Annotated in this window: 13 protein-coding genes; 7 read left to right on the top strand and 6 right to left on the bottom strand. The window is 39.2% G+C overall.

What is annotated here, in order from left to right:
- Positions 1-54 precede the first annotated feature (54 nt).
- The gene (locus tag JWG40_RS18340; RefSeq protein WP_205287206.1) at positions 55-987 is read right to left on the bottom strand and encodes a hypothetical protein; all 933 of its coding nucleotides are present in this window, start codon (positions 985-987) and stop codon (positions 55-57) included.
- Between the two features lie 566 nt (positions 988-1,553).
- Here JWG40_RS18340 and JWG40_RS18335 point away from each other — a divergent pair.
- From JWG40_RS18335 to JWG40_RS18320, 4 genes are read left to right on the top strand one after another with little or no spacing between them, the layout of a single operon-like run.
- Positions 1,554-2,057, top strand: coding sequence for a DUF3015 domain-containing protein (locus JWG40_RS18335; RefSeq protein ID WP_205287205.1), 504 nt, complete (start codon positions 1,554-1,556; stop codon positions 2,055-2,057).
- A gap of 16 nt (positions 2,058-2,073) precedes the next feature.
- Complete coding sequence (locus JWG40_RS18330) at positions 2,074-2,559, top strand: DUF3015 family protein (protein WP_205287204.1); 486 nt, start codon at positions 2,074-2,076, stop codon at positions 2,557-2,559.
- Between the two features lie 43 nt (positions 2,560-2,602).
- The gene (locus JWG40_RS18325) at positions 2,603-4,585 is read left to right on the top strand and encodes an Lnb N-terminal periplasmic domain-containing protein (RefSeq protein ID WP_205287203.1); all 1,983 of its coding nucleotides are present in this window, start codon (positions 2,603-2,605) and stop codon (positions 4,583-4,585) included.
- On the top strand, positions 4,548-5,390 hold the full coding sequence (locus JWG40_RS18320) for an alpha/beta hydrolase (RefSeq protein WP_232369485.1): 843 nt from the start codon (positions 4,548-4,550) through the stop codon (positions 5,388-5,390). Before JWG40_RS18325 ends, JWG40_RS18320 begins: the two co-directional genes overlap by 38 nt.
- Here the strand turns inward: JWG40_RS18320 and JWG40_RS18315 are convergent.
- Genes JWG40_RS18315 through JWG40_RS18300 form a run of 4 tightly spaced genes read right to left on the bottom strand, consistent with a single transcriptional unit; the run spans position 5,367 to position 8,430 of the window.
- The gene (locus JWG40_RS18315) at positions 5,367-5,885 is read right to left on the bottom strand and encodes a hypothetical protein (protein WP_205287202.1); all 519 of its coding nucleotides are present in this window, start codon (positions 5,883-5,885) and stop codon (positions 5,367-5,369) included. The two genes, JWG40_RS18320 and JWG40_RS18315, sit on opposite strands and share 24 nt — an antisense overlap.
- Positions 5,882-7,225 carry a DUF445 family protein gene (locus tag JWG40_RS18310; RefSeq protein WP_205287201.1) on the bottom strand — a complete coding sequence of 448 codons (1,344 nt, stop codon included), beginning with the start codon at positions 7,223-7,225 and terminating at the stop codon, positions 5,882-5,884. The genes JWG40_RS18315 and JWG40_RS18310 overlap by 4 nt, the downstream gene beginning before the upstream one ends.
- A 6-nt stretch (positions 7,226-7,231) precedes the next feature.
- A complete protein-coding gene (locus JWG40_RS18305) occupies positions 7,232-8,005 on the bottom strand; it encodes an SDR family NAD(P)-dependent oxidoreductase (protein WP_205287200.1) in 774 nt (257 codons plus the stop codon).
- The gene (locus tag JWG40_RS18300) at positions 8,002-8,430 is read right to left on the bottom strand and encodes a GNAT family N-acetyltransferase (protein ID WP_205287199.1); all 429 of its coding nucleotides are present in this window, start codon (positions 8,428-8,430) and stop codon (positions 8,002-8,004) included. The genes JWG40_RS18305 and JWG40_RS18300 overlap by 4 nt, the downstream gene beginning before the upstream one ends.
- Positions 8,431-8,480: 50 nt before the next feature.
- Here JWG40_RS18300 and JWG40_RS18295 point away from each other — a divergent pair, with 50 nt between their 5' ends.
- Both JWG40_RS18295 and JWG40_RS18290 read left to right on the top strand, forming a co-directional pair.
- A complete protein-coding gene (locus JWG40_RS18295; RefSeq protein WP_205287198.1) occupies positions 8,481-9,398 on the top strand; it encodes a tetratricopeptide repeat protein in 918 nt (305 codons plus the stop codon).
- An 11-nt stretch (positions 9,399-9,409) separates the two neighbouring features.
- Positions 9,410-10,330, top strand: a complete 921-nt coding sequence (locus tag JWG40_RS18290; protein WP_205287197.1) for a DNA-processing protein DprA — start codon at positions 9,410-9,412, stop codon at positions 10,328-10,330.
- Here the strand turns inward: JWG40_RS18290 and JWG40_RS18285 are convergent.
- Positions 10,320-11,354 (bottom strand): calcium/sodium antiporter, encoded by a 1,035-nt coding sequence (locus JWG40_RS18285; protein ID WP_205287196.1) that lies wholly within the window; start codon positions 11,352-11,354, stop codon positions 10,320-10,322. The two genes, JWG40_RS18290 and JWG40_RS18285, sit on opposite strands and share 11 nt — an antisense overlap.
- Between JWG40_RS18285 and JWG40_RS18280 the strand changes: the two genes are divergently transcribed.
- On the top strand, positions 11,353-11,994 hold the full coding sequence (locus tag JWG40_RS18280) for a hypothetical protein (protein ID WP_205287195.1): 642 nt from the start codon (positions 11,353-11,355) through the stop codon (positions 11,992-11,994). The genes JWG40_RS18285 and JWG40_RS18280 overlap by 2 nt on opposite strands.
- Positions 11,995-11,996 lie beyond the last annotated feature (2 nt).

Raw genomic sequence — 11,996 nt, 5'->3', positions numbered from 1 at the left:
AAAGCCAACCCAAGTTTGGGTTGGCTTTTCGTTTCCAGAGGAAAAAAGAAAAAGTTATTTTTTCTTAGGTGCTTCCGGAGTTGTTGCTGCTCCAACATTGATAGTTGGGTATTCTTTTTTATACATTGCAATGTCTTCTTCTTCTAAACTACCTACACTCTTAGAGAAATTTCTAATCAATCCAGATTGTCTAGATGTGTATTGAAGTTTTCTTGTAGTTGCAAAGTCGTCATTCATTGGATCGTAAAGGAAGATACCAGCGAAAAAGTCATAAATTTCTAATGGGTGGTATTCAAATTCAGCACCAAGGAAAATGAATCCTCCATGCGCACCAAGTCCCCAATAGTCGCGGTAAGTTTGGTAGATTGCTTCTGAAGGTTTGTGGAACCAAAGAGCGTCTGCATTGTAAGCGAGTCCACCTGTTCCCACTTTTGCACCAAATACTCCGGCAGCTACCACTGGCCCAACACCGATTTCAGTATTTGCTTCTGATTTGAAACCAAGCATTTTCTTTTGTCCACCACCGAGTGCAACCGTTGCGCCAGTGTAGGCCTCAACTTGGACTGCACGAGTTACGTGACCACCAATTCCGATTTGTGGTCCAAGATGGATCCATAATTCAATTTGGTCAACAAGGTCAAAAATTCTGTCTGGAATGTACCATAATACTTTTTCAGTTGTAGTCGGTTGCACTTTTGCTCGGATGGCTTTGTTGTAACCTAACATTACAGAAGGAGTTACTGACTCAATTTGTTCTGCCGTAGCTCCACTTTTGATTTCGTTAAGCAGGGGATCGTTCGGGTGTAAAACGTCAATAACATTGATTACTCGGATTGCTTCCTCTACCTTTCCGTTTGCCTTTAATTCTTTCGCTTCTTTTGCGATAGCGACAGCAGTTTCGTTAATTTCTTTAATTGTTGGTGAAGCGCAATTTGCTAATACCAACGATGCAACCGCAGCAGCGATTAACAGTTTCGATGTTTTCATCATTTCTCCTAATAATTTGGAGCAAGAATGGCATAATCTAACAGGTAACGTAAACAAAAAAAAACTTTAGTAACATAAAAATTCAATTTTTGTAAAAGTATGACACTTGTTCAGTTCTCCCCTCCCTGAAGGAAAAAATTGGGTCCTTGAATTCCTTACAATTATGTTTTTAAAATGCCCGAAATTTGAAAAAGCAAAACGTAATTGTAACTTAAAGTTTTCCTTGCATGGCCTTTTTCTGCAATTTTGAACGATGTTCATAAAGGCTTCGAAAATTTTCACCTAATATTCTGAACTTCTCTTTGTATCGGTTTCGTTTTATGGGAGAGGGTTGGCCTTTTCGGTCGGGATCGGATGGAGCTAAACAGCAGAGATCTCTGATATTAGATTATAAAAGAGCTGATCTATTTTTAGAATCTTTCTATTTCCCTGATGGTTAATTGTAAACCTCTCAGAAAATCAAAGGTTAGAATTTCATAAATAACTCAAAAAGTTTTTGACTAAAGTAATTATACTGATAGATTTCGACGGAATTTGATTCGAAAGTTTCAAAAGGAGAATTCGAAATGGGAAAAAGAATTACCTCAATCCTATTTTTGTCTTTTGCCGTTGTAGCTGTCGCAATGACATCTACATCTGTAGAAGCAAAAAAATATGGTATGGCTGGTTGTGGACTCGGAACGTTAATCATTCAGGGCAATGACAAAACGCAAATTTTAGCGGCGACATCCAACGGGATCTACGGAAACCAAACTTTTGGTATTACATCTGGAACATCCAACTGTACTGCTGATGGTGTTGTAAAACAGGACAAAGTGCAAGAGTTGTTCATCACTATGAACTACGATTCTTTAGGCCAAGAAATGGCTTCAGGGAAAGGGGAAAAGTTAGAATCTCTCGGAAACCTTCTTGGTTGTTCTAGCGATTCTTTATCCAGATTTGGCCAAGTAACGAAAGAAAACTATGCTAAACTCATCACTGAGGATTCTACACCTGCAAGCGTTCTTTCCGCGGTTAAATCAGAAGTTAAAAGCGATAAAATCCTCGCTAAGTCTTGTTCACAAATCTAAGGAGATATGAAATAAAATGAAAAAGTTAACACTCATCTCCACAATCGGAATCTCCATGGTTCTTCTTGCTTCTCAAATGTCTGCTGCACCTAAATATGGAATGGCAGGATGCGGTCTTGGAACTCTAGTAATGCCTGGTGGCAACCAGATTTTTGTTGCTACTACAAACGGAACAGCAGGAAGCCAAACTTTTGGTATCACTACTGGAACGTCTAACTGTACAGCAGATGGCGTTGCTCAAAAAGAACATGCACGTGAAATTTATGTGCATATGAATTTTGATAGTTTGGAACAAGAAATGGCAGCTGGGAAAGGGGAAAAACTTTCTAACCTAGCAACTCTTTTTGAGTGCAAATCTGGTGTTCGTTTCAATGAAGTAGTGAAAGAAAACTACTCTAGAATCTTCACAGAAGAATCGAAAGCCAACCCAAGTTTGATGTTGTCCAATCTTCACGAAACTTTGGAAAAAGACCAAACAGTAAAAAATTACTGTAAAATCTAAACCTTTGTAAAAAATCAGAGTATCCGATTATTTGGATACTCTGGTGTTTCCTCTGTACTTACTAACTCTTCTTTTTCTCATCTTTACCTCTTCGCTTGGAGCGATAGAACCTCCTAGCATCAATATACTAGAACTAGATTTTTTAACGGCAAGAAAACAAGGTCAGGAAATTCCTAAATCTCTCAAGGCTCAGCAGTACCTCCAAGAACTCATCGATGAATCGAAAGAAATACATTTGGCCGAGGACATACATTGGTACCGGCTTTTGCGTTTTAAAAAAACTAGGTGGGGGAATTGGGAAAGTGAAGTAGATAACAAACGTTACTTTCTCTTTGAAGATGGGAAACACAATCCTGAAAAAGAATTAATCGCAACACTCCACAGTTTTTTTACCGAAGAACCAATTCCCGAAGGTTTACAACACCCACAATGTGCTTACCCGGAACGCTACCATTGGCTAAAAGAAAAGTTAAAGTTTGACCAAAACCGATTAACGGAAGTTCCTTGCGAAAGGTTTGAAGCTTGGAAAGAGGCATTAAATCCAGAATCCTTATCGGTAGTTTTTTCTTCTTATTATATGCAAGCACCTGCATCTATGTTTGGTCATACACTCCTCAAACTCAATAATAAGGTAAATGAAAATGCCGAGTTGTTGGATTATGGAGTGAATTATGCAGCAACCCCAGGAGAAATGGATCCATTTTCTTATGCATATCGGGGGCTGACCGGAGGATATCCTGGTAGTTTTGCTATATTTCCCTATTATCTGAAAGTCAATGAATACAATGATATGGAAAGTCGTGACCTTTGGGAATACAAACTGAAGTTAAAACCTGAGGAAAGGGAAAGGTTTTTGCGTCATCTTTGGGAAATGGGCCGAGCTGATTTTGATTACTTTTTTATCAATGAGAACTGCTCTTATCATTTGATGGAGATATTAGAAGTTGCCATTCCTGGATTAGATATTAGTAAAAAAACTGGTTGGATCGTCGCACCTGGTGACACCATTAAACTTTACTTAGCTGAAGATGGATTTGTGATTTCAAGAAAATATCGTCCATCCCTCTATTCCAAAATTAAATACAAAATTTATGATATGTCCGAAGAGGAAAGAACAACCTATTGGGAAATGATACGTTTTGAAAATGCTTTTTTGCCGGAACCAAAAGAGAATTTCCGTATGTCTCTTGTGACTGATGCTGTTTTAGATACATACCGTTATCGTTATGCAAACAAAGGTACCTTATCAAAACAACATAAAGAGTATTATGATAAACTATTAATTTTTCGAAGTAAACAAAATGATGAGTATACCGCAAATGAGCAAGTTCCTTTATCAACTCCACCAGAAGCTTCTCATCCGCTGAGTCGAGTTGCCACTTCCTTCGGTACATCTTCTTTGGGGAATTTTGCTGAGTTCCAATACAGAATTGCTTATCATGATTTAATGAATGTAGGTAAAGGACATGCACCTAATTCGGAGTTAGCTTTTTTTGATACTACAGTTCGCACCTACGAAAATAAAAAACCTGAACTAACGTCGATGAGTGCGGTGAAGGTTACCTCCTTAAATCCCTATAACTCAATTTCAAAAGATTTTTCTTATGTTTTTGACACAGGAATTCAGACAGCTGTTTATCGGAACAATGATGAAACCCTGCGAAAACAAGTTGGTAACTTCGATTTAAGATTTGGATATTCTTTTTCAAATGAATTTGGGAAAACTCCAATGAGTATGGGTGTGCTCAGTGTTCTTGCAGGGATTAAGGTTCAGAACGGAAGGATGTTTGAGAATGGGGTCCGTTATGGGGGAAACTTAAGTTTGCTTTATCAAAATGAATGGGGTCCTTGGAAAATTTATACCGGAGCTACGGCTCAAAATTATCAATTAAGCCATAATTTAAATACTTATTATGCAACGTTTAAAATTAGGTATGCATTTTCAAATACACATGAGTTACGATTGGAAGTCAATGGAGAAAGGTTTTATGAAGAAGCACTTATATCATATCATTATCTGTTTTAGTTTTGTTTTTATCAATTGTTCTTCGTTGTATTATCATCCAACGAAAGAAACTTATTTTACTCCTAAACAAATGGGGTTTTCGTATGATTCGACATTCCTTACTGCCAAGGATGGTGTGAGGTTGAATGTTTGGAGAATTTACTCTAAAAAGATTGATACTCCGAAAGCAGTCATCTTACAATTTCATGGGAACGGGCAAAACATGAGTGCTCATTTTTTATCCCTAGTTTGGCTTGTGAATCATGGTTATGAGCTGATTGTATTTGACTATAGAGGTTATGGGGATTCAGAAGGAGAGCCAGATCCATACGATATATTGGAAGATAGCAAACTTGTTTTGGACTTCGCGTTGCAACAGGCCAGAGATAAAGGTACAAAGTTGATTGTATATGGTCAAAGTTTGGGTGGAGCCATTGCTATGCAGACTCTTTCTGATTGGAAAGATAAAAATGAAGTGGTTTTATTTTGTATTGATGGTTCGTTCCCGTCTTATCGAGAAGTTGCCAAACAAACAATGAACCATGTGCTTTTCCCTCCAGTAGGAAATCTCTTCGCCTGGCTTTTTCACGATCGCACAAGTCCCCGTGATTCGATTGCCAAACTTTCTCCGATCCCACTTCTCATCATTCATGGAACCGAAGATACAGTTGTTTTTTTTGAGAATGGAAAACAAATTTTTGGCTTGGCTGGCGAACCAAAGGTTTTTTGGGAAATCCGTGGTGGTGGGCATGTGGACTGGATGAACCTAGGCCAATCCAAGTTTGCAAAAGAGTTTTTAGTTTTACTCAACAGGCATTTGTACTGATAAAAACTGGTGCTCTACGAAAACAGGAACCGAAAGGACTTCTGACAAGGTGAACTCTCGATCAATTTCTCGAAAGGTTAGTTCGCTCCTGCTAATCTTTGTTTCACTAAAGATTTTTAGTTCTATGTATTTCTCTTCTCCTTTTTTGATTTGAAATACTTTTGTTGCATCTGGTTTCCCAACTACATCCAATCGATAGGTTCCTTCTTGTAATCGAAGATAACCGAGTGAGGCATTTTGAAGTTCTATTTTATAAATAGGGTTTGGTTGGATCCGAGAAGAGAATTTATCTGGATAATGTGATAACAAACATTCGTAGTTCCAAAGGGAAAGTGCAGGGTGTTCAGGTCGAATCAAATACAAAAGCCCTGTATCATTTTCCTTTGAAACCAATTTAACAAAACTTTTTTTTTCCGCACATTGCATCGTGAATCCAAGTAGGATGTTAAAAAAAATAAAAATGGTAAAATAGGAGATTTTGTATTTGGAGTTCATGGTGTTTCTTGTGATTCCATTGGAAAACGTTTCTGGTTTCTATAATGTGCAATATAGGTAATGAGAACAAGAGCGCCCACTGGAACAGAAAAATAGATATGAACTTGGATAAGTCCGGCAATCATTCCTAAAATTCCACCTAAGAATTGTATCACGACAAGATTCCCACCAGTATTGTCCAATATCATTTTTTCTAAATCATCGGTGTCAAGTGCCATCACTCGTTCTTCCACAAGAGCAGTCACATTGATATTGTGGACAAATTTTTCAATATTGGTTTTGAGATAAACTTTTCCCTCTTCACTATTCATAAATTCTAGAAGGCGTTTTTTTACCCAATCTACTGCTCGAAAAAAGTTTTTTTCAATTTCTTCCCAGTTGTTGGGATCATCTAAATAATCTTGTAGACGTTCAATTCCAGAAGGCAGTAGGTTTTGTCTTGCATAGTCCCCACTGGCTTCCAACCAGTTAGAAATTTTTCCAGTAATGAATTCTTGTGTTTCTTTAGAGTTCAATCGTTCTTGGAGACCGGCCATCATTTCATCCAACATCTTCATGAACTGGTCAGATGTTTCTGGATCTTTTACAAAACGTTCCAAAAGTTCGCGGATGGCCTCCTCGTTAAAGGAAAATATCTTTTTAACACCGATTCCAATTTTTCCAAGTGTGCTTCTTGTTTTTAAATACTCTTCTAAACCTTCGTTGAGTAGGTTGGCAAGTTTTGGCATCTCTTCCAGAAGGACCACTCGTAGTTGTTTCCCTAAATCTTCGCGATTGGCTTCTTCGGTTAAATAATATGTTAGGCGATCTTTCGCATAGTCCCAAAGTTTTTGAATTTCCTCTGGGCGTTCGGCCATTTTTTTCATGGTTTCTTCGGAAAAATCAAAGATAACTTCTAAAATCTCAGGCCCTCTAGCTTTAAGCATAGAAATGATTTTAGTCACGAGCATGGTTCGAATTTCTACATTATGAATAGCTTCATCAATTTCTTTGACTATTTTTTGGATTCCCGTTTCGACCAAATTACGTTCGTAGATATAAGATAAGATGATATCTGGATGAAGTAAGTTACTTTGGATACTTTCGCCGAGTGATTTTGCAATTTTAGATTTGTTTTTGGGAACAAGCCCGGACCAACCAAGAACCTTACCATGTTTAGGTTGGAATAACATTTTGATGGCAAGGAAATTGGTGAAGTAACCCACAACCCCTGCCATTAAAACCACAAAGACTGCGTTTATCCAAACATTGCCTTCGTAGTATGCTTGGAATCCTCCGGCGATAATGGAAAAGATTATAAGTAATCTACGATACCAGGCATCTAATTTTGCAACATCCATTCGATTCTATTCCTCTTCTAGTTTTAAGTATTTTCCGCTTAACCTTCGTAAAAAGCCTCGTGGAATGAGTTCGGAAATAGTAATCGCTCCTTGGTTAAAGGAACCAGTGATACAAACTGCTTGGTTATGACTAAGTGCACTCAGTGATTCTTCAACTACTACATCTGCATCCTGCCACATAAAAGATGGATATTTAGATTTACTAATTCCTGCTCTTTGGTGGAAGTCGGAATGAGTAAGTCCAGGACAAAGTGCTTGTACATAAATGCCGTGAAGTTTTGCTTCTTCATGGATGGATTCGGTAAATGATTTTACAAAAGCTTTGGTTGCTGCATAAATCGCACTACCTGGAGCTGGCAGGTAACCTGCGATAGATGCCACGTTAATCAAATAACCTTTTTTATTTTTTTTGAATCGGTTCAGTGCAACATGACTTAAATGGACGAGAGTTTTTACATTTAAATTTACTTCATCTAGTTCTTTGTCGAGTGGCAAAGTAGCAAACTCACCTACAGTTCCAAACCCCGCATTGTTCACGACAAGTTCTGCATCTTTATCTTTTGTTATGATTTCTGCGAGTTCTTCCACATCTTTCTTTTTGGTAAGATCGAGCGCAAAGTATTTTAAAATACCGCGAGATTTAGGTTCTAATTCTAAAATTACTTTTTTTAAATCGGATTCAGTCCGCGATATCAAAAAAACATTGTAGTCTTTCGCGAGGGCTCGAACAAATTCTTTTCCAATTCCTTGGGATGCGCCAGTGACATATGCATTTTTCATTCAGGTAGATTCCTTTTCATCAGAACGGCTGTGGAGCCGTCTGGATAGTATTTTTTACGTCTCTCTAATTCTATAAAACCAACGGACTGGTAAAGTCTGATGGCTGCTTCATTTGATTCCTTAACTTCCAGAAAAAATTCTTTTTTAGGAAATTCTCGGAAGAGAGCCAAGATAAGTTCCTTAGCTAAACCTAACTTTCGATAGTTGGGAAGAGTTGCGATCCGAAAGATTTCTATCTCCCAAGGAGTTTCGCAGACGAGCGCATAACTTTGCGTTTCTGGATTTCCGAGACCAAAAGCCACATGGAATTCTAGATGGGTTTGGATCATTTTTTCTGTCCATTCCTCGCCGGGGAAACAGAGAGATTCCCATTGGAGGAGGAGAGAAAGATCTGATTCACCCAGCCTTCGAAAACTATGAGACATAATCACATTTTTTTCTTTTCATCCAAAAGAAAGAAACTAAAATCGAACCGATGGGCACAAAAAACAGCAGGTTTTCTTTGGTTTTATTGCCAATGGGCATCCTACTTGTCCTTCTTGGCTTTAGTTTCACAGGTTGTGATTACCTCAAGTCACTTACCGAATCGAGATACCGCAAACGCATTGGAGGCGAACCCGCTTCCGAAAAAGACATTGTCAATTGGAAAGAAAAGTTGGCCTTAGAAGAGGCGGAAATCGAAGAGATGGACAAAAGAATCCGAAAAATGGTTCAAAAATCCAATCAATCCGCTGCCCTTTCTTGGAAGATCGCGAGGGCTTATATGCGGGCTGGTTCCGCTGATCTGGGGGCTCGTTATTATGACGAAGCTTTGGCGGAGGCTCTTCCGAATGCAAAACAAGGTGGTTTTGAAATCCACTCATATGAATCCGCCTTACCATATTTTGATAAGGCAATCCAATCAGGAAAGTTAGATAAACAATTGTTATATGAGACTGCAGTCGCTTATGCTAATGCCTCCAAAGATATGGGTTGGGAATCCACAAGGCGCAGTCGGGCCATCAATTTATTCAAACAATTATCCAGACTAGACAAAGAGGATTCTCGGTTTCCATTTCAACTGGCACTTGTTTATTTTGATTCCTCTTTGAAGGATGAGGTTTGGAATGGAAAACTAACGAGTGGGTATGATGAAGTGGAAACTGCATTTTCCCTTCTGGATCAAATTTTACGGAAAGAACCTTATAATGTTCCGACAAGGTTTGCCAAAGCAAACTTTTTATACCAAGTGGGGAAATCTAACTTAGCCTATGATGAATACACTCGTATCAAATCCATTTTGGAAGAGATGAAAGAAAAAGGAACCATCCGGGAATCTCTGGAAGAAAATTCCTCTTATCGTAATGTGATCAAAAACTTAAATCAATTAGGGGCCCAAAACAAATCCAATTGACCTCATAAATTGTGGTCGTTTCGATTCTCGGGCATCCTAGGGTCTCTCCTCTTCTTCGCAAAACAAGAATTTGGTGTAATTACACCAAATTTTCTGAGTTGTATCAAGTCCTGCCAAATTACTTTGAAGAGGATTTCTGGAACCAATGTTTGAAAGAGTGTATAGAATGGGAAGCGGGCAAAAGTCCCCTTTGGAAACTTGTGAGTTTTTATGACCCCGAGTATCCCAAAAATCTAAAAGAAATTTATGACCCACCCTTGGTATTTGCCTGTATGGGAAATCTCGCCTTGTTACAAGCTCCTTTGGTCGCCATTGTAGGAACAAGAAAGTCTTCCCCTATTTCCCTATCTGCCACAAAAGAACTCGTTCGATTTTTATCAACAAACAAGGATTTGTCGGTTGTTTCCGGTATGGCTCTTGGCATTGATAGGCAAGCATTCTTATCCGCTTTGGACTGGGGTGTTCCTGTGGTCGGCGTACTCGGAACTACCTTGGGAATGGAATATCCTCCTGGGAATCGGGATCTTTACAAACGGATCAAAGAAGATTCAAACCAACTCCTTCTTACTGAATTTTTACTAAAAACAGAACCTGCCAAATGGACATTCCCAAAACGGAATCGTGTGATCTCGGGTCTTGCGGACAGAGTATACATTATGGAGTCGGGTCGAAAATCAGGTACGATTTCTACTGCATATAGTGCTATGGAACAAAACCGTGAGATTTACGTATTTGATCATCCCAAACAATTTGATAACGAAGGAGGAAGATTGTTAATACGACAAGGTGCCCAAAGGTTGTTTTGTGAAACCGAGATCGCAAAAGAAGAAGTGAATTTCGTGGAGTTGAGTTACGATGAATGGAGAATAAAAAGAACCATCCCCTCTGGATTAGGAAGAGATGGTGGACCCGATTTAAAGTTTACCCTTTAAAAACAAATCCTGCGGCCGTGGCAAGAATGTAGATGAAAAGTAAAAATACACCAAATGGTCGTTTGATTTTGTCTTTAGAAAAAACAATTCCCAAGCGGAATAGAATGAGAACAATCAGCATCGAAGGAAAGTAGAATGTAAAAAAACTCACCGGAGCTTCGAGTCCATTTCTTGTGACAGCAGCGGCAGCTCCCGATACAAAGAGAACATTTAAAATATCCGCACCGATGATATTTCCGACTGCTAGTTCCGAATGTCCCCGCCGTGACGCTTGAATGGCAGTGACAAGCTCTGGAAGCGAAGTTCCAAAGGCTACAAGTGTGGCTCCAATGATGGAGTCTGGAATCGAGAGTCTAACGGCCGTTTCTTGAACAGAAGGAATCAACACTTTCGAGGAAAGGATCACAAATGTGATGGCTCCCACTAATTTTAATAATACAATCCAAAAGGGTGCGGAATCGTATTCGGTTGTGTCATCAATCCCTGCTTCCAATTCTCCTGGTTTGGATCTGGACCAACGGATACTTAAATAAATGTAAACGGCTAGAAGAAGTAAAAATACAAATCCAGTTCCTTGGTCGATACGTCCCCCAGTAGAGAAAACAGATGTTAGGTTAGTCCAAGGAAGGGCAGCAAAAACCAGTAAAAATCCAGAAAGTACTTGGATCCAACCTTGACGGTTCACTAATCGTTTGTCGATGTCAGGTGGAGAAATTAATATCGCAATTCCTAAAATAAGGCCAGTATCACAGATAATGGAACCAACCGCATTTCCAAGAGCAATCCCTGGATTTCCTTCGAGTGCGGAAAGCACCGATACAGAAACTTCAGGAAGGGTTGTGCCTAAACTTACGATGGTGGCCCCAATGATCATTTTGGGAACTCCCCAACGAGTGGAAAGAGAGACTGCCTCGTCTACAAGTATGTCAGCGGCTTTGCCCAAAACGAGGATGGAGCCAATGATGACGAGTAAAAGAACTGGCAGGGGAAGGGTTTGAAAAGTTGCAGTAAGAAATGCATCCATGGATAAAGGTCAGAATATGGAAAACTTCATCCGACTGCGACTCTTTCTTTGGGTAGGGACCCTCGGATTTTTTTCTCCGGTACTCGGAGAACCACGATTGCCCAAAGAACCAAATCTTCCCTCTCTCCCCATGGAAGAATCCAAGGAACCAAGAAATGCTCGTGGAGACAAAGATTCTACTGAATCTAGGGTCATCAACTTAACCCTCTGTGATGGAAGGACAGTTCGCGGAGAATCATCTAGCGGCAGTCAGTCGATGTCTTTTGAACATTCCAAAGATGGAATCCTTTACAAAAAAAAGTTAACAGTAAGTGAACTTGATTCCGTACGGATCGACTCTTGGGAACTCAAACAAAAACGTGAAGAAAAAAAAGGAATCACCTTTGAAGTCGTTCCGAAAAAAATTCGGATTCGGACTCGCAATGGAGAAGTGTTTTATAAAGAGACTGGTGTTTCCGATTTAAAACTACTGAACATCGAAATCAAAAACAACAACGGAGAAACCACTCTATTTTCTTATTGGGTAGATTTAAAGTATCCTGATGGCAAATGGTATTCCGGTCTTCCTATGATCAAACAGGATCAAACTATGAGAGAAGACTGTTTGAAAGATGTAGTTAAAATGATTGAATGGGAGTAGGT

Origin of the sequence: Leptospira abararensis, from assembly GCF_016918735.1 — a bacterium.
Classification (GTDB): Bacteria; Spirochaetota; Leptospiria; order Leptospirales; family Leptospiraceae; genus Leptospira_A; species Leptospira_A abararensis.
The sequence above is the reverse complement of the archived record's forward strand: the minus strand, read 5'-3'. Positions and strand labels throughout refer to the sequence as shown.

Coding starts and splice junctions, on each gene's coding strand:
- JWG40_RS18340 (WP_205287206.1), bottom strand. CDS start 987: ATGAAAACATCGAAACTGTTAATCGCTGCTGCGGTTGCATCGTTGGTA.
- JWG40_RS18295 (WP_205287198.1), top strand. CDS start 8,481: ATGGGCACAAAAAACAGCAGGTTTTCTTTGGTTTTATTGCCAATGGGC.
- JWG40_RS18320 (WP_232369485.1), top strand. CDS start 4,548: ATGAAGAAGCACTTATATCATATCATTATCTGTTTTAGTTTTGTTTTT.
- JWG40_RS18335 (WP_205287205.1), top strand. CDS start 1,554: ATGGGAAAAAGAATTACCTCAATCCTATTTTTGTCTTTTGCCGTTGTA.
- JWG40_RS18300 (WP_205287199.1), bottom strand. CDS start 8,430: ATGTCTCATAGTTTTCGAAGGCTGGGTGAATCAGATCTTTCTCTCCTC.
- JWG40_RS18330 (WP_205287204.1), top strand. CDS start 2,074: ATGAAAAAGTTAACACTCATCTCCACAATCGGAATCTCCATGGTTCTT.
- JWG40_RS18310 (WP_205287201.1), bottom strand. CDS start 7,225: ATGGATGTTGCAAAATTAGATGCCTGGTATCGTAGATTACTTATAATC.
- JWG40_RS18285 (WP_205287196.1), bottom strand. CDS start 11,354: ATGGATGCATTTCTTACTGCAACTTTTCAAACCCTTCCCCTGCCAGTT.
- JWG40_RS18315 (WP_205287202.1), bottom strand. CDS start 5,885: ATGAACTCCAAATACAAAATCTCCTATTTTACCATTTTTATTTTTTTT.
- JWG40_RS18305 (WP_205287200.1), bottom strand. CDS start 8,005: ATGAAAAATGCATATGTCACTGGCGCATCCCAAGGAATTGGAAAAGAA.
- JWG40_RS18280 (WP_205287195.1), top strand. CDS start 11,353: ATGGATAAAGGTCAGAATATGGAAAACTTCATCCGACTGCGACTCTTT.